Genomic DNA, 20,697 nt, shown 5'->3' with positions numbered 1-20,697 from the left:
CATGTATGTCCCATGGCTTGTGGTGGGCTGATACCCACTATAAATTGGCGTTCGCGCAATCAATATTGGCATTTACGCACATGCTCAATGCAGCCACGCACTATCAACTTGACTACCCCGACCTGTCATTGATCCTTGCCCTGGTGCGTGGCGGCACCCTGGCACGGGCGGCAGCGTTGCTGCGGGTGGACGTGTCTACGGTGTTCCGTGCGGTGCGGCGGTTGGAGTCGGCCCTGGGCCAGACCTTATTTGAAAAAAGCCGCGCCGGATACTTGCCCACCAGCCTGGCGAGCAACCTGGCGCAACAGGCCGAACGCGCAGAACTCGCATTGGAGGCTGCGCGCATTGGTGTGGAGCAGGGTGGAGAAGTGATCAGCGGCACCGTGCGCCTGACCTGCTCCGACTCGGTGTTGCAAGGGTTGCTGCTGCCGGCCCTGGCGCAGTTCATGCCGGCCTATCCAGCACTGGTGCTGGAACTGAGCACGTCCAATGACTTCGCCAACCTCAGCCGTCGTGATGCGGATATTGCCCTGCGCCTGACCAGCAAACCGCCGGAGCATCTGGTCGGACGTTGCCTGGGAACTGTTGCGTACCAAGTGTACGCCAGTGCCGACTATGCTCATCGGCATGCAGGCCAGGCGCTGGCCGACCTGGCCTGGATCGCTCCGGACGACTTTTTGCCCGACCACCCCACGGTAGCCTGGCGCCGTGAACATTTGCCAGGTGTGCGTCCCAGTTATTGCTGCAACAGCATGCAGTCGGTGACTGAACTGGTGCGCGCCGGGTTGGGTGTGGCGGCGTTGCCGGATTTTCTAATGGGCGAAGGCTTGCAAGCACTGAGCCCTGCATTGGTAGGGCACGACACCGCGCTGTGGCTGTTGACACGGCCTGATTGCCGGGCATTGCGCTCGGTGGTCACGCTGTTTGATGAACTGGGGCGGCATGTGCGCGGGCGGCGAAGTTAGGCTTTACGCACAAACTGCGCATGCATTTCGCACGTCAGGGTCTCGATGCGCTCGGTCAGTTGCTTGGTTATTTCCGTCAGCCGGGTATTCTGCTCCAGCAGTTCCATCAATTGCTTGGTGGTCTGGGCCGCCTGGGCCTGGCGTTCGGTGTTGGCGGTGGCGAGGGCTTCGCGGTGCTGTGCGTCGGCGTCGGACTGAGCTTTATCCCGCGCCGCCTGGCGCGTCTGGGCCAGCAGGATCAGCGGCGCGGCATAAGCCGATTGCAGGCTGAAGGCCAGGTTGAGCAGGATGAACGGGTAGACGTCGAAGTGGGTGACGCCGGTCACATTCAGCACCACCCACAAAACGACGATCGCGGTTTGTGCGCCCAGGAAGGTCGGGGTACCAAAAAAGCGTGCGAAGGCCTCGGCTTTGAGGGCAAAGGTGTCGTTGCCAAAGGTCGGCGCCAGGTGCGCGTGACCGCGGTGGAAACGCAAGTGGTCAGTGGGGGCGGATTCGGGTTTGTCTGGGGTCATGGCGGGCTCGAGTGCTTAGCGTAAAGACAACCAACACTATAGACCGAGCCCACCAGCCACCGACATGAAGAACCGGTCAGCGATTGCCCCGGTCATTGGCAAACGCGCTCACCGCCTGGACCGCTTCGCCGGTGCCTTCGCGAATCTGCAGGATCACCGTGCCCGCCTGGTTGGCCAGTTCTACGCCGTGGGCGGCACGGTCGCGGGTGGCGTCCATGCTGTCGATGGCTTGGCGGGTTTCGTCCTGGATCATGGCGATCATGCCGGAAATTTCGGCGGTGGATCCGCTGGTGCGCGCCGCCAACTGCCGCACTTCATCGGCAACCACGGCAAAGCCACGGCCCTGCTCGCCGGCGCGTGCGGCTTCGATGGCGGCGTTGAGGGCCAGCAGGTTGGTCTGGTCGGCGATGCCGCGAATGGTGTTGACGATGGCGGTGATCTGCTGCGAGCGCTCGCCGAGCTTGGCGATCAGTTGCGAGGATGTGTCGATATCCCGAGCAATTTCGCGCATACCGGTAGCGGTTTTCTGGATCACCTCGGCGCCTTTTTCGGCCATCTCCTGGGTGCTCAATGACAGGTGATAAGCCTGGGCCGCGCTCTGTGCCTCGGTGGCATGTTGTTGGACCCGGGCGGTAACATCGGAGGCGAACTTCACCACTTTGCACAGGCGCCCGCTGGCGTCGTACACCGGGTTGTAGTTGGCTTCCAGCCACACCACCTGGCCGTTTTTATCCACCCGCTCGAACTGGCCATTGAACAACTCGCCCTGGTTCAAGCGTTTCCAGAACTCGCTGTAGGCTGCACTGTTGGCCAGTTCGGGTGTGCAGAACAGGCGGTGATGCTTGCCCTGGATCTGCGCCAGACTGTACCCCATGCGCTGCAGGAAGTTCGTGTTGGCGGTGATGATGGTGCCATCGAGATTGAACTCGATCATCGCCATGGCGCGGTCGATGGCTTGCAGCTTGGCGTTGGCTTCACTTTCGGCTTGCAGGCGTGGGGTGACATCCATGGCGTACTTCACCACTTTGGTCACGTGACCGGCTTCATCGCGTACCGGGTTGTAGCTGGCTTCCAACCACACCGAGTCACCGTTGGCACCCACCCGCTCAAACGTGCCCGACTGAAATTGGCCGTTGCGCAGATGCGTCCACAGTTGGTTGTACTCGGCGCTGCGGGCGAACGCGGGGGTGCAGAACATCCGGTGGGACTGGCCCAGGACCTGTTCGGCGCGGTAACCCATGGTCTTGAAGAAGTTCTCATTGGCCCGCAGCACGGTGCCTTGCAGGTCGAATTCGATGACGGCCATGGAGCGCTCGATGGCATCCAGCAGGCTGGCCTGTTGGGCAATGCTGTGTTGCAGGGTGCTGATGGTTTTCTTGTGGGTGTTAAATAGCATGTTAGTGGGCTCGGGCATGCAAGCATATGCGGTATCCATGTATTTGCGCCTGACCCCGTAGGGCCCCAGGCCTTACGGTTGACTTGCTCATTGCCAGCTTCCTGATGCTGACAGAGGGGGTGGAACAAGGGGTTCAGAGTGATCGGCCGGCCCAGAAGTTCGCTGCTTGAGCAGGGGCATTTTCGGGTAGCCGACCAATGGCGGCATTATGCTATTGCGGCAGGCCCGCCGACGAAGATTCGGACGAGGTGTTATCAGACAACTGCGGCTGAACAGGCGATCTTCGATCGCTGGTCCTGACGCGGTTGCGGCCGCTGTTCTTGGCAGCGTACAGCGCGCGATCCGCAGCGTTGAGCCACATGACCGCATCCTTGAAGGCCGGTTGAAAATCCGCCAGGCCGATGCTCAGGCTCACGCGTAATTCGGGGATCTGCGCAGTGCGGTAGTTACTGAACTTTTCGCGCATCTGTTCCATGAGTCGCGCAGCATCTTGCAAGGGCATTTTCGGAAGGATCACACAGAACTCGTCACCTCCGTAGCGGCCGGCGAGGTCTTCTTCGCGCAGGTGCTGGCGTAATTCCTGGCTCAACTGGCGCAGTACCGCATCCCCGACGGTATGGCCGTGCATATCGTTGATACGCTTGAAGTGGTCGATATCGATCAGGGCAATGGTCGCCTGGCTTTGTTGCTGTTGGCACTTATGGAACTTGAGGTTCAGCAGGTCTTTCCATGAGCCATGGTTGAGCAGGCCGGTCAGGCTGTCGATACGGCTCAGGGCGCTGAGGGCGCGTTTATGTTGCGACAGTTTGATTGCCAACTGATAACAGACCATGCCGATGGCCATCGGGTAGAGCGTCAGCATCGGCAAGCAGGTGTAGACCTCGGAAAGGCTGACGCTGGAATCGAACTTGACCCCGAACAGGCTCCAGGCTATCGCGATGCCGGCGGCTTGTGCGAGCAGCCCATGCAGGAGCAAGCGTGTGCCACCGGCAGCGACGTTATTCATGGCCATCATCGAAAGAATGGTGACGGCCGTCAGTGGCGAAAACTGGGTGGCCGCTGCCCAGAAACCGCCCGACAATGAGTCATGCAGCAGGTTGCGCCGTTCGGCCTGATAGGGAAACGGCGAATGGGTCGAGATCAGATAAGCCACGTGCGGCCAGGCAAGGCCATTGAACAACAACAACGCCCATACCCAGCCTGGCATTGACAAGGGATACAACGCGCCGATTACGCTGATGCTACCGATACCCAGGCCGATGATCCTTGGCTTGTAGATACGTCTGGCAAATGAAAGCCCTTTGCCTCGTCTGTTTTCCATAGTGTCCTGGGTCAGCTGTTTTTTGCAGGTGCGACAGCGTGCGTCAACGGTCGGCGTCGATGATCGGATAATAGCGGCCGATATTGTCGATTATTCCTGTAGGAATAATCAGTGTCCTTTCAGGCCATTTGCGCAAAACAGCGGGTGAATGCGCCAAAAGCGACCTTTAATGTCGCCCCGGCAACAGGTCCTGATGCAGGGGCGGGGTGCGCACTTCGTAGCCGGCGAGGAACAGGTCGATTGCAGATTCGATGACGTTGGCCTGGGCGGCCACATCGAGGGTGGGCTGGCCGAGCGTGATTTGCGGCCAGAAGGCAAAGGCCTTGAGCAGGCTCTGGATCTGGTGAGCCGCGAAAGCTGGATCGGTACAGTTGAGGCGGCCGTCTTCCTGGGCAGCGCGCACCCATTGGGTAAAACCTTCTTCCCGTGCGCTGAGGCGATTGACCATATCTTGCGCACGTTCGGGCGAATGGATGGTGGCAGCAATGGCCACGCGCGCCAGGTCGAGGAAGTTGGCGTCCGACATCATCTTCATTTTTGCTTCCAGCAACTTGCGCAGTTGATCGCGCAGCGGCTGGTCGCTGGCGTAGTTCACGTCCAGTTGGGCAACGCTGCTGGCCCACAGTTGGCTCAGGATCTCGGCGAACAGCTCTTCCTTGCTGGGAAAGTGGTTGTACACCGTGCGCTTGGAAACGCCGGCGGTGGCGGCAACTTTGTCCATGCTGGTGACCTCGAAACCGTTCTCGCGAAATTCGGCAATCGCCGCCGCCACGATGGCGTCGCGTTTACGCTCGGTGAGGCGCTTGGGGGCAGTCATGGATGGCATTCGACTCAATCAGGAAATTACACTCAGCAGTTTACTTGCTCCGGATTTTGTTGCAATCTAGAAACTACACTGTGCAGTGTAATTCTTCTTCGTACTGTAGGAGTCACTCGGTAATGGCCACGATTTCAACCCGTGTCGACCCTGCGCCTGCAGCGCTCCAGCCTGCCGGGCAGGACCAGGGGCACTTCACCAATGACGCCCCGGTGCAACACGGCGGTTTTGGCAAAACCTTGCGCATTTTCTGGAACATGCTGTTCAACAAACCACGCACTACGCGGCCAGTGGGGCCGATCCCGGTGCAGCCACTGACACGCGAGCAGTTGTTGGCGGCACCCGACCACACGGTGTTCCGCCTTGGGCATTCGACGGTACTGCTGAAGATGCGCGGTAAATTCTGGGTCACCGATCCGGTATTCGCCGAGCGCGCGTCACCGTTCAGTTGGGCAGGCCCCAAGCGTTTCCACGCCCCACCTATCAGCCTTGAAGCGTTGCCACCGCTGGAGGCGGTGATTCTTTCCCACAACCACTATGACCATCTTGACCACGAGGCTGTGGTGCAACTGGCTGGTAAGACCCGCTACTTCCTGGCGCCCCTGGGCGTGGGCGAGACGCTGATCAAATGGGGGATCGATGCCAATAAAGTCCGTCAGCTGGATTGGTGGCAGGGCACGGAAGTCGATGGCATTCGTTTTATCGCTACCCCGGCACAGCATTTTTCCGGACGCGGCCTGTTTGATAGCAACCAGACCCTGTGGTGTTCCTGGGTGATGATCGACGATGCGCGGCGCATCTTCTTCAGTGGCGACACTGGCTATTTCGATGGTTTCAAGCGCATTGGCGAGCAGTATGGCCCGTTTGACCTGACCCTGATGGAGACCGGCGCCTACAACGTCGATTGGCCCCATGTGCACATGCAACCGGAGCAAACCTTGCAGGCGCATATCGATCTCAAAGGGCGCTGGTTGTTGCCCATTCACAACGGCACCTTCGATCTGGCATTCCATGCCTGGCACGAACCCTTCGACCGCATCATGGCCCTGGCCTGGGAGCGCAATGTATCGATCACCACCCCGGCGATGGGGCAGGCGTTTCGCTTGAACCAGCCCGAGCGCGGCCATGCGTGGTGGTTGGAGGTGGAGACTGAGGGTACGCAGGAGCGCCTCGCCAGCTGACAGCGATGGCCGCGCAAAAAGGAGTTTTCAAGCTGTTTCAAGGCTGCGACAGGCGCCAGTCAAGGGTGCGATGATCTCCGAGAATCTATTTTCGGGGTAGTTCCGATGGAAAGTGAATGTAGCAAATATTGGCGAGTCGGCATGGCGTGCCCATCCAAGCAATTGGCGCCGGGGCTCGAGGAGCCCGCTGCGAGTATCCATCCTGCTACTGGCCCTACAAACTCACGCAGCATCGCTTTTGGTGCCGATCCTGCTTTGGCCACCAGCATACCAATCCCCGGCTATAACGCACCGGCTCTTCCCCTGAAACCTACGCGCGATCCCTCGTTGTCGTTGATTGCCTTGAGCGGCCTGGAGCCCTCAGGGCCGGTGATGGTCGAGGTGCCTCTGGTACAGAACAATAGCACTTTCAGCGCTGCCTCGACGTTGAGCGGCAGGCGCGTGGGGTTCGCCCAGCGGTGGGGGCATGATCAAACACCGATCGGACACGGGGTGGCATTCTTGCGCGCGTTGGATGTTCTGCGCCGGGCCGGAACCAACTTGGTCCCGGTGCCTGCGCGCCACGCCGATGACCCGCGCCCTGGCGGCAATGAAATCGATGAGCTTGTGCGCGCGTACCAACTGGACGCTCTGGTGGCCGATAGCCAGAACGCCGCCTTCCACGACGCATGCTGGAGTGGCTACCCAAGGCTTAACGAACCGCTTGAGGATGGTGCAGTGTTGTGGTTCTACGGTGCGCGGTGGTCGAAGGATTCCCTTACGGCACTCGTACTGGGATACCGCAGTGCTCGACGTCTGGGAGTACAGGAGGTGCTGAACAATCCAACAGGATGAACTACCGATGTCGCGCTTCTTGGCGGGAGGGGAGTTTTTAGACTGGCACCTGGGTCAATCGGGATCCTTCGCCATTTCTTCCTCTCGCAGGAGATATTTCATGTTTGGTATCGGCTCTGGTGTAAGTTTTTTTGTTAACTACGCACATAACACTTTGCCTGTTCAATCGTCGCCAGCGATTTCAAAACCTATCCCCGCCGGGACGGAATATGCCAGTGTGCGCGAACTGGCTGAGCAGATGTCGCGACCGGGAGGCATCACCTCGCAAGGGCTGGTCAATTATTTTCAGGAGCGCATCCGCACGCTGGATCCGCAGCTGAGTTCTGTTATTGAACTCAACCCGCAAGCGCTTGAAAGCGCCCGCACGCTGGACCAGGAACGGGCCAATGGCAAGGTGCGCGGACCACTGCACGGAATACCTATCTTGCTCAAAGACACCATTGAGACTGCAGGCATGCAAACCAGTGCAGGTGCCTTTGCTCTGGTAGGGGAGGCGGCGGGTAAAAACGCTCCATTAGTTGAATACCTGATCAGCCAGGGCGCCGTGATTCTCGGTAAAACCAACATGACGGAGCTGGCCGGTTTTCGCGGCGCTCCCGATGGCTGGAGTACCCGCGGTGGTCAGACTCGCAACCCACATCATCCGGACGCGCAGGTGGGTGGCTCCAGTTCCGGCTCGGCCGCAGCCGTCGCCGCAGGGTTGGCCCCCTTGGCGGTGGGGGCCGAAACCAACGGCTCGATCATCGTGCCCGCAGCATTCAATGGTGTGGTTGGGCTCAAGCCCAGCGTCGGTTTGTTGGACCGCAATGGCATTATCCCGGCTAGCCAGCACCAGGACACACCGGGCCCGATGGCACGGTCGGTGTTCGATGCGGCGCTGATGCTCAACGCCATGTCTGGCCGCGACCTCCACGATCCGGCGAGCGTGGGCGCTCCAGAAGGGGTTGATTACACGCAGTTATTGGTACCTGGTGCGTTGAAGGGCAAGCGTATTGGATATCCCAAGACGTTTTCTGCAAACGGTGAAGTTCAGGCTGTGGAAAATAGTGCGCAATTCAGCAAAGCACTGGAGGTGCTTGAGGCACAAGGGGCGGTTTTAGTGCCGATTAACCTGCGTATGGCAGATGAGTCACGCTATGAAGAACTGTTGTTATCGGATGTAAACGAAGAGTTGAATGGCTACTTGGCCAAGCGCACGGGATTGCCAGTCAAGTCACTGGCTGAGCTGATCAAGTTCAACGAAGACCGTGACGGCACGGATACCGATCATCAGCCCCTGCTCAAGCAGATCAATGCCTCCACACTGGCGCCAGAACAGCGCGAAAGGGCGTGGGAAAAACTGATCGAGGATTTTCGCAGCAGCGTGGATGAGCCGATCAAGACTTATAAACTGGACGCCATAGTGTCGGATTTTGATACCAACAGTTACTTCGGCGTAGCAGCGGCCGGCTACCCAGGTATCACCGTACCCTCCGGCACGAACGAAGACGGTTTACCCACGGCCGCCCACTTCTTCGGCACCCGTTGGAGCGAGCCCACGTTGTTGGCGGTGGCCCACGGGTATGAGCAGGCCGCACAAACGGCAACCAAGCCTGGGCTTTGATCGGTCAGGTCATTTTGCATCGCAAAAGGAGTGCCGGGCACTGAACCTGCCGGCCTGAAACTTCACGGTTTACACTCAATGCCATGGAGGGACGCCATGGCATACAGAATTCATATCCTCGGCGCAGCGGGCACCGGTTGCACTACCTTGGGCAAGGTATTGGCCGAGCACCTGAATATTGCCTGTTTCGACTCCGATTTCTATTACTGGCAGCAAACCCTCGAACCCTTTTCCATCGCCCGGCTCCGGGACGAACGCCTCCGCCTGCTGCAGGAACACACCGCCGGCCATCAAGGCTGGGTATTGTCGGGGGCACTCTGCGGCTGGGGCGACGCGATGATCCCGCTATTCACCCATGTGGTGTTCCTGCGCGTAGAACCGCAAGTGCGCCTGCAACGCCTGCGCCTGCGAGAAGCGCAGCGCTACGGGGAACAGATCCTGGAAGGTGGCAGCCGCCATCAAAACAGTGTCGCCTTTCTCACCTGGGCCGCACGCTACGATACTGGCAATCACAGCCTACGTAGCCTGCGTCGGCATGAAACCTGGTTGAAACCGTTGAGCTGCCCGGTGATCCGGCTGGACGCTACGCACCATTCGGTTGAGGAGTTGGTGAATCAACTGACGCCGTTGTTGAACCCATCAACCGAGAAATGAGGCCTGGTGCTGTGGGCTCGGCGGTTACGGTGTCAAACCGGCGCACACTCATGCCCCACCCCGGCGCAAACCCCGGGAAGAACACCAGCCCTTGCGCCTCCAGGCAAAACGCCAGGATCAGGCGAGTTTCATCGTCGACTTCGCCGTGGGCCTCCAATTGTTGAATCGCCTCTACCGCCACGCCCGCCTGGCGAGCCAAATGTTCGCGGCTCCAGCCCAGCATAACGCGGGCCTGTGCGCAGTGTTTGGCGGTGAATTGGTGCAGGACGATCTGCTGTTCTACGAAAGAGCTCATTGCCAGAGAGGACATGGGGGTTCTCCAGGTTCGACGGGGGAGGCGCAACTATACTGTGTTTTTGTACAGTTGTTTGTACCGCTCATCATCTGGATTTTTTCGTCGCTGTTTCAACGCCCAGTTATTCCATCCCCGACGCCTCCCGGATAATCAGGTGATCCAGGTTCTCGATATTCGCACTGAATACCCCGAACGTTTGCTCGGGGTTTTTCTTGCTGGGCACCTGCTTGAGTTCCGGTGTCACTCCGTAGAAGAAACAATACAGCGGTCGCTCGCTGCTGGCCGCTGCCTTGATCTGCTCCAGGAAAACCGTGCGCTTGCGGTAGCTTTCGATGAGCTTTTTGTTCAGGTAGACGTTGACCGAATAAGGCTTCTTGTCGAGCCACACTTTCTTTTCGAAATCGATGCGAAAGCTGCTGGTGTAGTCTTTGATTTCCTTGATCTTGCCCCAGTAGATCAGGCCCTTGTTGTCTTGCAAGTATTCGATTTTCTTGAAGAACGACCAGTAAGTCGCCGTGTGCTCACCAATCTTCAAGGGCATGGCCTTGAGCTTGTCCTTGTCATCGATGTTCGACACATAGCATTCCACCGGATGGGCGAACACGCTGGTTTTGTCCGGGGTTGTGTCGCTGCTGACATGGGATTTCTCAACGCGATTTGAAGGCGTTTTCGTTGGCTCTTGTGGGGCGCCTCCATCGATGCCGGCAGCAGGTGTTTTACGTTCGTACTGACGGCGTGTCAGTACCAATTCCGATGGGAAGTTGTCCTCGCGCTCGTCCTCACTTTCACCGGCCGCGGTCTTTTGGCTGCTGGCATAGCGACAGCCTTCGATATGCCGGGTGCCGGGTTTGTTCTTGAAGTGTGGGGTGCGCAGGTAATTGACGTTCTTGGCGTTGAAGGTGCTCAACACATTGCCGGCGTCGAACGCTGCGCGGCACGCGTCGTTGGGGCAGAGGAAGCGGTCCTTGTCGGAATCGAAGTCAGCGGTTTCGTCGAAATTCAGCTCTCGTACGTCGTAGATCGACAACTTGTCATCGAGAGCCAGGCTGTAGGCCGTGTCGAATTTCATGGGGCTCGGTCCGTGGGAATTTGGCTATTAATAGCCGGATCCTGTGTAAATATCAGCAAGAACCTGCAACGCGTCGTCCGCTCAAGAAGCCTGACGGTAAAAGCGTCTGCAACGGCTCTCGGCGTAGACCCCAAAACCACAACGTAAACACCATTCCACTGAGATGCACGGATCAAATGTGGGAGCTGTCGAGCCCCTGCGAGGCTGCGAAGGGATCGCCTCGGTCCCCTCCGCCAACCCCACCCACCCGCATCACCGCTGCAACCGAGCCCGCCGTTTCTTCTTCGCATGAAAGTGCCGAAAATGCGCATCCTGCGCCGCCGCCAACAATTCCCTATCCCCCCGCGTATCGCCCCAGGCCCGCAGCCGATACTCGCCCAAATCCCCATACACCGCCTCAAGCCGCAGCACCTTGTTCTCACAACGGCAATTATTCCCGGTGAGCTTGCCGGTCAACACCCCGTCGACCACCTCAAGCTCAGTCCCGATCAACTTGATCCCAAGCCGATCGGCAAATGGCTGCAACACCAACGCCGGCGACGCCGAGCACAACGTCACCACCGCCCCCGAGCCCAACTCCTGCTCCACCGACAACACCCCAGCCGGGCGCATCAACCGCGCCCAATTACGCTGGCAATACTCCTCGGCCTTCTGCTGCACCCACGTCTTCTGCACCCCGGTCATAAAGGTGCGAATCAACTGCGCCTTCAACTCATCCCGGCTGATCTGCCGCACCAAGAAGCGCAGCCCAGGCACCGCCAGCTTGACCATCCGGCCATAAAACTCACCGGGGCCAAAGGCAAACTTGAGGAAGGGCACGAAACTGTCGTGGTGGGTGAGGGTGCCGTCGAAGTCAAAGACGGAGAGTACTTTGGCGTCGATGGGGCCGGCTTCGAGCATGTCTGGGTTCACGGGTTGGCCTCGGTCCTATCTAGTATTTTTTGTGCGTGCATCAGGTGTGACAGCAGGAGTCTACTCCCGTGCCAATCTTCCGATTTTGGCGTAAAGCCCTTCGGTGAAAGCGTCCCGATCACTCGACCGGTGACAACGCTGATGGCAGTTGGGGCACAAGGCTACAGCATTGGTGGTGCGATCCGAACCCTTCTGGGCCAGGTGCTTGACGTGATGTACTTCAAGAAATGGCAAACCGTCGACCTCGAACGGCGCGTTTGAGCCACAGCCTTCGCAGATGCCGTTGGCTTCTTTGAGCACCCAAGCACGTACCTTTGGGTCGCGGACAAAAGCGGTGCTGACGATCGAGACTTTCTGCGGCTGGGCAATGCCGTCCGGTAGCTTAGGGAAAGGTTGTTGCTGCAGTTTGGACGCGCGGCGGATAAGCGTTTGCTCGTCTGCTGTTTGGGCTGCGTCTTCGGATTCGAATACACCCTGCGCGGCTAGGGCTTGGCGGATGCGTTGTTCGACGCCTGTGCCCACGTTCTTTGCAGGTTTATAGCCTTCGATACGGTCCCAGCCCATGCGGACGAGCACGGTGGAGATATTTTGCATGCGGAATTCGATGGAGCCCTTTGCACGGCCTGCCACCGGGCCTTCGCGTAGAAGGCGGTTTTCGAGGGCTTTGTTGAAAGGTTGGCCGCTCTTTTCCAAGGCCAACATCTTTAGGTAAGCCTCGACCGCCGCTGCCAGCTCCGAGTCGCTCCAATCCGTTTTGTCTTTCGTAATATCCATACAGCCGCCGAGGGTAGAAAACCCTCGGACGATACTGAGTAGCCATTATTGCGTCTACGAAATTTCCTACGGATCGGTCGGAGATGGCGGTCGTCTTCGTTAGTAAATTCGCTGCTTGATTCGGAAAAATTGTATGAGCTTGCGCCACCACGGCGTCTTAGCTGACTGTCTCCGGTAGGTTCTATTCACCAGCAAATACGGCATATCCCGCAGGCGTATCCAGCCTTCATCCTGCCAATGCAGCAAATTCAGTGACATTTCTGGCCAGTCCAACATGCTCAACAAGGGGGCGTTCCACTGCACGGAGCTGACGCTGGTCGCGTAAGGCCGGAACCACTTCGTGAGTCAGCCAGCTTCGCAACAGACGGTTTCCTGGTACGTAGTGATAGACCAGCAACGCATAGGCGCCGGACTCACTAATCATCAGCATCTCTTCCGGTTGGCCGTGGAACAGCAGTTTTACGGTTCTCTTTTGATCTTCATCGAGCTTACGAGTAGTTCGCTCATCCAAATGCCACCCCATCAAACGCCCAAGTTCTCGAGCGCAGAACCAGGGTTGGTTTTCTAGGAGAAGAGTATGTAAATGAAGATTGTGACGAGTGAAGACGACGGCGATAAACGGTTCGGGTGCGGCTATTTCTGTGGCGGCCGGCAAGTTGGATAGATGTTGACTGGACATTCCCTATGACCTCTACGTGATTTTTGAAGGGCCAACCCAGCGTAGAGAGTGCAGTTTAAGAAACTCCAACCAGCGAACCTTCATTACCGCGTTAATTCCGCACGACTGAGACCGAACGGGATTTTTGCTGTGTGATTAAGGCTTGCTTCTACGTTGGGCGTTTCTTAGGCACCGGCTGATGAGCCTAGATAACATCGAAATTTGCATCAACCATTCCATGGATGATCTTCTTGTAGGAAGGGGCTTGTTCTATTCATTGAGTATAAAAAAGCCCTGAACAAGTCAGGGCTCTTGAATGTTACCTGGCGTAGGAATCAATCCCAGCTCAACGCGCCGCCAGTTTGATACTCGATCACACGGGTCTCGAAGAAATTCTTCTCTTTCTTCAAGTCCATGATCTCGCTCATCCACGGGAACGGGTTAGTCGTGCCTGGGTACTCTTCCTTCAAGCCAATCTGCGACAGGCGACGGTTGGCGATGAACTTGAGATAGTCCTCCATCATCGCCGCATTCATGCCCAACACACCGCGAGGCATGGTGTCGCGAGCGTATTCAATCTCCAGCTGCGTCCCCTGCAGAATCATCTGGGTCGCTTCTTCCTTCATCTCGGCATCCCACAAGTGCGGGTTTTCGATTTTGATCTGGTTGATCACATCGATACCGAAGTTCAGGTGCATCGACTCGTCGCGCAGGATGTACTGGAACTGCTCGGCCACGCCGGTCATTTTGTTGCGGCGGCCCATGGACAAAATCTGGGTGAAACCGCAGTAGAAGAAGATGCCTTCCAGTACGCAGTAGTAGGCGACCAGGTTACGCAGCAGTTCCTTGTCGGTCTCGACGGTGCCGGTTTCGAACTTCGGATCGGAGATCGAGCGGGTGTACTTGAGGCCCCAGGCTGCCTTTTTGGCGACCGATGGAATCTCGTGGTACATGTTGAAGATCTCGCCTTCATCCATGGCCAGCGATTCGATGCAGTACTGGTAGGCGTGGGTGTGGATCGCTTCTTCGAATGCCTGGCGCAGGATGTACTGGCGGCATTCCGGGTTGGTGATCAGGCGGTACACGGCCAGCACCAGGTTGTTGGCAACCAGGGAGTCGGCGGTGGAGAAGAATCCGAGGTTGCGCATGACGATGCGGCGTTCGTCGTCGGTCAGGCCTTCAGGGTTTTTCCACAGGGCGATGTCGGCGGTCATGTTGACCTCTTGCGGCATCCAGTGGTTGGCGCAGCCGTCGAGGTACTTCTGCCAGGCCCAGTCGTACTTGAAGGGTACGAGTTGGTTGAGGTCGGCGCGGCAGTTGATCATGCGTTTTTCGTCAACGGCGACGCGGGCGGCGGAGCCTTCCAGCTCAGCGAGGCCTTCGGCGACGTCGAGTTTGTCCAGGGCGGCCTTGGCGCGCACGATGGCGGCCGAATCACTGGCGGTGACGGCGCGGGCTTCGATGGCGGCAGCGGCGCCGGCACCGTCGAGGCGGTCCATGTTGGCTTCGGTGGCGTGGCCGGCGTTGGCGCCTTTAGCGGCTACTTCGCCTTCTTCTTCTTTGTCGAATTCGTCCCAGCTCAGCATGACGTGTCGTCTCCTGCGTGAGGGCTCAAAGGTGCCCGTGTGAAACCGGATGGTTGGGTGTTCACACGGCCCAATGGCCGCGGTGGATCTTAAGGAATCGTTTGTTGCAGCTAGCGCACGCATTAAACGGAATAGGGCTACGGGTGCTCTGCGTGAGGCTTGAGGTGCGCAGCGGTAGGTGCAAGCTCGCGCGGGATGCCTCAGGTCTGGCTCTTCGTCCCAGTGTAAAGGGATATTGCAGGCCCGATTTACCCGCGCATTATAGGGAAAAAATTGGGTTTGTGTTGCGGCGGATGGTCACTTGAGCGCGCCAAAATGACGTGGTTTTCGGCCAGAGCGAGTGTTTGCAAGGCTTTGCTGGGGATGGAAATTTCTGGCGGGTGTTGGGAGAAATTTTATGGGGAGGGGAGGGAGCAGGTGAGAAGGGCTGTATGGGACGTCGTGGCTGAAACCGCCATCGCAGGCAAGCCAGCTCCCACATTTGATTTGCGGTGTATTCGAGGTGGGTTCTTGGCCGCAAGATTGATTTCTTGCGGCGACCAAGATCCGGGTTGAATCTAAATAACCAAGTTGTTATCCGTTAGAGCAACCATTGCCCATCACTTGATAGTTGAGGATGTGTCGTTGACCTTGGGAGTCTTCATATTCCATCTTTACCGGAACAACTTCACAGACTTCCGGAATACTGCTCATGGACAATACTTTAGCCACATCCAAGTGAGTGCTGTAGGTGTAGTCCTCAACGATCGGGGCGTTGTGGCCGGCCAGCTCAGTCGGGGCTTCGTCGGCCAGGGCGGCGGTGGCGCACAAGCTGCTGAGGGCCATAACTAATAGAGCTTTCATTTCTTCATTACCTTCTTCAGGGCGAAAGGGGTCACGGGGCCCTTGTGAGGCCGCGTGTGTAACTTAAAAGTTGGGAAGTTCGGATTAACGTGCCTTCGTGGGGGCTGTTACGGTGTTAATCACGGTGCCTTGGTTGGCGGAAGTGATTCTAAGCCTGCGCGTTATATTCATATACCCGTGCTTTTGATAAACACCTTTGGCGGTTTTTGTAACAATCGGTCGATCAAAGTTTTTTCAGCCACCCGCAAAGCGCCACAGGCTGTGGGCCAGAGCGGTTACCCGGCATAGCAGGGTAATTTGTAGGGTCTTGTTACTACCATCGTCGAATGGTTCTATAGGCCCACCCCGGCTACAACAGGGGCCATACAACAACAACTATGTCACCGAGGTAAGAAAGATGAGTGCGGCTTCCCTGTACCCTGTTCGCCCCGAAGTAGCAGCCAACACGCTGACCGACGAGGCAACCTACAAGGCCATGTACCAGCAGTCGGTGGTCAACCCCGATGGCTTCTGGCGTGAGCAAGCCAAACGCCTTGACTGGGTCAAGCCTTTCACCGCGGTGAAGCAGACCTCGTTCGACGACCACCATGTCGACATCAAATGGTTTGCCGATGGCACCTTGAACGTTTCCTACAACTGCCTGGACCGTCACCTTGCCGAACGTGGTGATCAGATCGCGATCATCTGGGAGGGCGATGACCCTGCCGAGAGCCGCAATATCACCTACCGCGAACTGCATGAAGAAGTCTGCAAGTTCGCCAACGCCTTGCGTGGCCAGGATGTGCACCGCGGTGACGTGGTGACTATCTATATGCCGATGATTCCCGAAGCCGTGGTCGCCATGCTGGCCTGTACCCGCATCGGTGCGATCCATTCGGTGGTGTTCGGCGGCTTTTCCCCGGAAGCCCTGGCCGGTCGGATTATCGACTGTAAGTCGAAAGTGGTGATCACCGCTGACGAAGGCATCCGCGCCGGTAAGAAGATTCCGCTTAAGGCTAACGTCGACGATGCGCTGACCAACCCGGAAACCAGCAGCATCCAGAAGGTTATTGTGTGCAAGCGCACCAATGGCGCGATCAAGTGGAACCAGCATCGCGACATCTGGTACGAAGACTTGATGAAAGTGGCGGGCACCGTGTGTGCGCCAAAAGAGATGGGCGCCGAAGAAGCGCTGTTTATCCTCTATACCTCCGGCTCTACCGGCAAGCCTAAAGGCGTGCAGCACACCACCGGCGGCTACTTGCTGTATGCCGCCCTGACCCACGAGCGAGTATTCGACTACCGTCCCGGCGAAATCTACTGGTGCACCGCCGACGTTGGCTGGGTCACCGGCCACACCTATATCGTCTACGGCCCGTTGGCCAATGGCGCGACTACGCTGCTGTTCGAAGGCGTGCCGAACTACCCGGACATCACCCGGGTGGCGAAGATCGTCGACAAGCACAAGGTCAACATCCTCTACACCGCACCCACTGCGATCCGCGCCATGATGGCCTCCGGCACTGCCGCCTGCGAAGGCGCCGACGGCAGCAGCCTGCGCCTGCTCGGCTCGGTGGGCGAGCCGATCAACCCGGAAGCCTGGGACTGGTACTACAAGAATGTCGGCCAATCCCGTTGCCCGATTGTCGATACCTGGTGGCAGACTGAAACCGGCGCGACCCTGATGAGCCCATTGCCGGGCGCCCACGCGCTCAAGCCAGGCTCGGCCGCGCGGCCTTTCTTTGGTGTAGTGCCGGCGCTGGTGGACAACCTCGGTAACATTATTGAAGGCGCTGCCGAAGGCAATCTGGTGATCCTCGATTCGTGGCCTGGCCAGGCGCGTACCCTGTACGGCGACCATGACCGTTTTGTCGATACCTATTTCAAGACCTTCCGCGGCATGTACTTCACTGGCGATGGCGCCCGTCGCGATGAAGATGGCTACTGGTGGATCACCGGTCGTGTGGATGATGTGTTGAACGTGTCCGGCCACCGCATGGGCACTGCCGAGATTGAAAGCGCCATGGTTGCCCACCCGAAAGTCGCCGAAGCCGCGGTGGTGGGTGTGCCGCACGACATCAAGGGGCAGGGCATCTATGTGTATGTCACGCTCAAGAATGGCGAAGAGCCCAACGAAGCGCTGCGCCTGGAGCTGAAAAACTGGGTGCGCAAGGAAATCGGCCCGATTGCTTCACCGGATGTGATCCAGTGGGCGCCGGGGCTGCCGAAGACACGGTCGGGGAAAATCATGCGCCGCATTTTGCGCAAGATCGCTACGGCTGAATACGATGGGCTGGGGGATATTTCCACCCTGGCGGATCCAAGTGTGGTGGCGCATTTGATTGAGACGCACAAGACCATGAACGTCGCGTAAGCGCGGATAGTCAAATAAAGCCCCATCCGGTTTAAGCCGGATGGGGCTTTTCTACAGGATCTAACAATCACCAGATATCCAGTGTGGGAGGGGGCTTGCTCCCGATAGCATCAGGTCTGTGCCAAATATACTGGCTGACCCGCCGCTATCGGGAGCAAGCCCCCTCTCACATTTGGAGCGCATTTTAACCACCAAGCCAATAAATATCGGTTTTTGCTGTGGGACGTTTCAGAATGTTACCGGCTGGTGCAAATGTGTAACCCCGCATCAAAACCTGAGGCGATGGACCACGCTTGCGCCCCTGAAAACCGCGTTTTAGACCCCCTGATAAATTAGATTAAACGCCACACTTGCCGTGCTAGAAGGGTTTGCGAATAATAGGCCCGCAATTTGCAGCATCATCAGGTTTAATATCTTTTGTCTCTGCATAAATCTCAGAGGCTGTCAATGAGCTGGAACCGCTTTCTCAGTGCTTCTGTAAATTGTTGTCGCATTGAGGAAATATCGGCTTCCGGCCTGTCGTTAGAATGCCGATCACTCGCTCGTCGTCGCAGGTGTCGCCCGCGCAGGACGCAGCCCCGCTATTCGGTTACACCTTCGCGCATCGTGGGCCATGGCTCATACTGCTGTTTTTGCCCTATACCGATGGAGTCCCAAGATGAAGAAACTCGTGCTGTTGGGCGCCCTGGCGCTGTCCGTGCTGTCCATGCAGGCTTTCGCCGAAGGCAAGCCACTGAAAATTGGTATCGAAGCAGCTTACCCTCCGTTTGCTTCGAAGGCACCGGACGGCAGCATCGTCGGGTTTGACTACGACATCGGCAATGCGCTGTGCAAGCAGATGGACGTCAAGTGCACTTGGGTCGAGCAAGAGTTCGACGGCCTGATCCCTGCACTGAAAGTGCGCAAGATCGACGCGATCCTGTCGTCCATGTCCATCACCGAAGACCGCAAGAAGTCCGTGGACTTCACCACTCGCTACTACCTGTCCCCAGCGCGCCTGGTGATGAAGGAAGGCACCACCGTCAGTGACAGCCTGGATGAATTGAAGGGCAAGAAGATCGGTGTGCAGCGCGGTTCGATCCACGACCGTTTCGCTCGTGAAGTCCTGGCGCCAAAAGGTGCGGATATCAAGGGTTACAGCACCCAGAACGAAATCTACCTGGACGTGGCCGCCGGTCGTCTCGACGGTACCGTGGCTGACGCTACCCTGCTGCAGGACGGCTTCCTGAAAACCGACGCCGGCAAAGGCTACGCTTTTGTAGGCCCGTCGTTCACCGAAGCCAAATACTTTGGCGACGGCATTGGTATCGCAGTGCGCAAAGGCGACAAGGAAAACCTTGAGCGCATCAACGCAGCGATTACCGCGATTCGTGCCAACGGCGAATACAAGAAAATCCAAGACAAATACTTCGACTTCGATATCTACGGCGCTGATGCCAAGTAAATAGTCGCAGCTGTCTGTCCGAAATGGCGCAAGCACCAGTCATTCTGAAGTTTGCGCCATTTTTTCATCCCCCTTTTCGAGGACCTGAATCATGTTGAAAGGCTACGGGGCCGTTATCCTCGATGGCGCATGGTTGACGCTTCAGCTCGCCTTGTCGTCCATGGCCTTGGCCATTGTTCTGGGTCTGATCGGGGTCGCGTTACGCCTGTCGCCGGTGCGCTGGTTGGCTTGGCTGGGTGACTTGTACTCCACGGTGATCCGCGGGATCCCCGACCTGGTGCTGATCCTGCTGATTTTCTATGGCGGCCAGGACTTGCTCAACCGCGTCGCGCCGCTATTGGGCTTTGACGACTATATCGACTTGAACCCCTTGGCCGCCGGTATCGGCACCCTGGGTTTCATCTTTGGCGCCTACCTTTCGGAAACTTTCCGTGGCGCCTTCATGGCCATTCCCAAGGGCCAGGCTGAAGCCGGCCTGGCGTATGGCATGAGCAGCTTCCAGGTGTTTTTCCGGGTGATGGTGCCGCAGATGATTCGGCTGGCGATCCCCGGGTTTACCAACAACTGGCTGGTATTGACCAAGGCCACCGCGCTGATTTCGGTGGTGGGTTTGCAAGACATGATGTTCAAGGCCAAGCAGGCGGCCGATGCCACCCGCGAACCTTTTACCTTCTTCCTCGCAGTGGCGGCGATGTACCTGGTGATCACCAGTGTGTCGTTGCTGGCCTTGCGTCATCTTGAGAAGCGCTACTCGGTAGGCGTAAGGGCGGCTGATCTATGATCTTCGACTACAACGTCATCTGGGAGGCCATGCCGCTGTACCTTGGCGGCCTGCTGACCACCCTGAAACTGCTTGCCATTTCGCTGTTCTTCGGCCTGCTCGCGGCCTTGCCTTTAGGCTTGATGCGGGTGTCCAAGCAGCCGGTCGTCAATGGCGTGGCCTGGCTCTACACCTACGTGATCCGCGGCACGCCGATGCTGGTGCAGCTGTTTTTGATCTACTACGGCCTGGCGCAGTTCGAAACAGTACGCGAGAGCTTCCTGTGGCCACTGCTGTCCAGCGCGACCTTCTGCGCCTGCCTGGCCTTTGCGATCAATACCAGCGCCTACACCGCCGAGATTATCGCCGGTAGCCTCAAGGCCACGCCTAACGGTGAGATCGAAGCGGCCAAGGCCATGGGCATGTCGCGCTACAAGCTGTACCGCCGCATCCTGTTGCCATCGGCCCTGCGCCGCGCACTGCCGCAGTACAGCAATGAAGTGATCATGATGCTGCAGACCACCAGCCTGGCGTCCATCGTCACGCTGATCGACATCACCGGTGCCGCGCGTACGGTCAATGCCCAGTATTACCTGCCGTTCGAAGCCTATATCACCGCCGGCGTGTTCTACCTGTGCCTGACCTTCATTCTGGTGCGCCTGTTCAAGTTGGCCGAGCGCCGCTGGCTGAGCTATCTGGCTCCACGGAAGCACTGAT

At 58.0% G+C, this 20,697-nt stretch carries 19 protein-coding genes and 1 pseudogene; 9 read left to right on the top strand and 11 right to left on the bottom strand.

Going from position 1 to position 20,697, the window contains the following annotated elements:
• Window positions 1–80 precede the first annotated feature (80 nt).
• Window positions 81–965: a LysR family transcriptional regulator gene (locus LJX92_RS20315; RefSeq protein ID WP_103734769.1), complete on the top strand. Its 885-nt coding sequence runs from the start codon at window positions 81–83 to the stop codon at window positions 963–965.
• Here LJX92_RS20315 and LJX92_RS20310 read toward each other — a convergent pair.
• From LJX92_RS20310 to LJX92_RS20295, 4 genes are all read right to left on the bottom strand, one after another.
• On the bottom strand, window positions 962–1,480 hold the full coding sequence (locus LJX92_RS20310) for a DUF1003 domain-containing protein (protein WP_228308873.1): 519 nt from the start codon (window positions 1,478–1,480) through the stop codon (window positions 962–964). The two genes, LJX92_RS20315 and LJX92_RS20310, sit on opposite strands and share 4 nt — an antisense overlap.
• Window positions 1,481–1,556: 76 nt before the next feature.
• Window positions 1,557–2,876 carry a methyl-accepting chemotaxis protein gene (locus tag LJX92_RS20305; protein WP_122733683.1) on the bottom strand — a complete coding sequence of 440 codons (1,320 nt, stop codon included), beginning with the start codon at window positions 2,874–2,876 and terminating at the stop codon, window positions 1,557–1,559.
• Between the two features lie 211 nt (window positions 2,877–3,087).
• Entirely contained in the window at window positions 3,088–4,197 is a 1,110-nt protein-coding gene (locus LJX92_RS20300; RefSeq protein WP_228308872.1) for a diguanylate cyclase, read from the bottom strand.
• A 166-nt stretch (window positions 4,198–4,363) separates the two neighbouring features.
• Entirely contained in the window at window positions 4,364–5,014 is a 651-nt protein-coding gene (locus LJX92_RS20295; RefSeq protein WP_032879809.1) for a TetR/AcrR family transcriptional regulator, read from the bottom strand.
• Between the two features lie 122 nt (window positions 5,015–5,136).
• On the opposite strand from LJX92_RS20295, the gene LJX92_RS20290 reads away from it, so the two are divergent.
• The 4 genes from LJX92_RS20290 (at window position 5,137) to LJX92_RS20275 (ending at window position 9,286) form a co-directional block, all read left to right on the top strand.
• On the top strand, window positions 5,137–6,195 hold the full coding sequence (locus LJX92_RS20290) for an MBL fold metallo-hydrolase (RefSeq protein ID WP_078822123.1): 1,059 nt from the start codon (window positions 5,137–5,139) through the stop codon (window positions 6,193–6,195).
• 255 nt (window positions 6,196–6,450) lie between these two features.
• Window positions 6,451–7,029: a hypothetical protein gene (locus tag LJX92_RS20285; RefSeq protein ID WP_228308871.1), complete on the top strand. Its 579-nt coding sequence runs from the start codon at window positions 6,451–6,453 to the stop codon at window positions 7,027–7,029.
• A 100-nt stretch (window positions 7,030–7,129) separates the two neighbouring features.
• On the top strand, window positions 7,130–8,632 hold the full coding sequence (locus LJX92_RS20280) for an amidase family protein (protein ID WP_032879813.1): 1,503 nt from the start codon (window positions 7,130–7,132) through the stop codon (window positions 8,630–8,632).
• Window positions 8,633–8,728: 96 nt separating this feature from the next.
• Entirely contained in the window at window positions 8,729–9,286 is a 558-nt protein-coding gene (locus LJX92_RS20275; RefSeq protein WP_148853732.1) for an AAA family ATPase, read from the top strand.
• Here the strand turns inward: LJX92_RS20275 and LJX92_RS20270 are convergent.
• The 7 genes and pseudogenes from LJX92_RS20270 to LJX92_RS20240 all read right to left on the bottom strand — a co-directional run bounded on the left by LJX92_RS20270 (window position 9,216) and on the right by LJX92_RS20240 (window position 15,423).
• Window positions 9,216–9,596: a helix-turn-helix domain-containing protein gene (locus tag LJX92_RS20270; protein ID WP_032803685.1), complete on the bottom strand. Its 381-nt coding sequence runs from the start codon at window positions 9,594–9,596 to the stop codon at window positions 9,216–9,218. The two genes, LJX92_RS20275 and LJX92_RS20270, sit on opposite strands and share 71 nt — an antisense overlap.
• Window positions 9,597–9,702: 106 nt before the next feature.
• Window positions 9,703–10,650, bottom strand: a complete 948-nt coding sequence (locus LJX92_RS20265; RefSeq protein ID WP_078822120.1) for a hypothetical protein — start codon at window positions 10,648–10,650, stop codon at window positions 9,703–9,705.
• 252 nt (window positions 10,651–10,902) lie between these two features.
• A complete protein-coding gene (locus LJX92_RS20260) occupies window positions 10,903–11,550 on the bottom strand; it encodes an HAD-IB family hydrolase (protein ID WP_228308870.1) in 648 nt (215 codons plus the stop codon).
• A gap of 72 nt (window positions 11,551–11,622) precedes the next feature.
• Window positions 11,623–12,336 carry an HNH endonuclease gene (locus LJX92_RS20255; RefSeq protein ID WP_228308869.1) on the bottom strand — a complete coding sequence of 238 codons (714 nt, stop codon included), beginning with the start codon at window positions 12,334–12,336 and terminating at the stop codon, window positions 11,623–11,625.
• 99 nt (window positions 12,337–12,435) lie between these two features.
• Window positions 12,436–13,015 (bottom strand): annotated as a pseudogene (locus LJX92_RS20250) (Bro-N domain-containing protein).
• Window positions 13,016–13,329: 314 nt separating this feature from the next.
• A complete protein-coding gene (locus LJX92_RS20245; protein ID WP_032879817.1) occupies window positions 13,330–14,580 on the bottom strand; it encodes a ribonucleotide-diphosphate reductase subunit beta in 1,251 nt (416 codons plus the stop codon).
• A gap of 573 nt (window positions 14,581–15,153) precedes the next feature.
• A complete protein-coding gene (locus tag LJX92_RS20240; protein WP_032803681.1) occupies window positions 15,154–15,423 on the bottom strand; it encodes a DUF2790 domain-containing protein in 270 nt (89 codons plus the stop codon).
• 397 nt (window positions 15,424–15,820) lie between these two features.
• On the opposite strand from LJX92_RS20240, the gene acs reads away from it, so the two are divergent.
• From acs to LJX92_RS20220, 4 genes are all read left to right on the top strand, one after another.
• The gene (gene acs, locus LJX92_RS20235; protein ID WP_005790645.1) at window positions 15,821–17,776 is read left to right on the top strand and encodes an acetate--CoA ligase; all 1,956 of its coding nucleotides are present in this window, start codon (window positions 15,821–15,823) and stop codon (window positions 17,774–17,776) included.
• A 658-nt stretch (window positions 17,777–18,434) separates the two neighbouring features.
• Entirely contained in the window at window positions 18,435–19,220 is a 786-nt protein-coding gene (locus tag LJX92_RS20230) for an ABC transporter substrate-binding protein (RefSeq protein WP_032879819.1), read from the top strand.
• Between the two features lie 91 nt (window positions 19,221–19,311).
• Window positions 19,312–20,001 carry an ABC transporter permease gene (locus LJX92_RS20225; RefSeq protein WP_032879821.1) on the top strand — a complete coding sequence of 230 codons (690 nt, stop codon included), beginning with the start codon at window positions 19,312–19,314 and terminating at the stop codon, window positions 19,999–20,001.
• Window positions 19,998–20,696: an ABC transporter permease gene (locus tag LJX92_RS20220; RefSeq protein WP_223017828.1), complete on the top strand. Its 699-nt coding sequence runs from the start codon at window positions 19,998–20,000 to the stop codon at window positions 20,694–20,696. The genes LJX92_RS20225 and LJX92_RS20220 overlap by 4 nt, the downstream gene beginning before the upstream one ends.
• Window position 20,697: the final 1 nt, after the last annotated feature.

This window comes from Pseudomonas sp. HN8-3 (assembly GCF_020790195.1).
In the GTDB taxonomy this organism is placed as follows: domain Bacteria; phylum Pseudomonadota; class Gammaproteobacteria; order Pseudomonadales; family Pseudomonadaceae; genus Aquipseudomonas; species Aquipseudomonas synxantha_A.
Note: the sequence above shows the minus strand (reverse complement) of the source record. Positions and strands in the feature narration are given on the sequence as shown.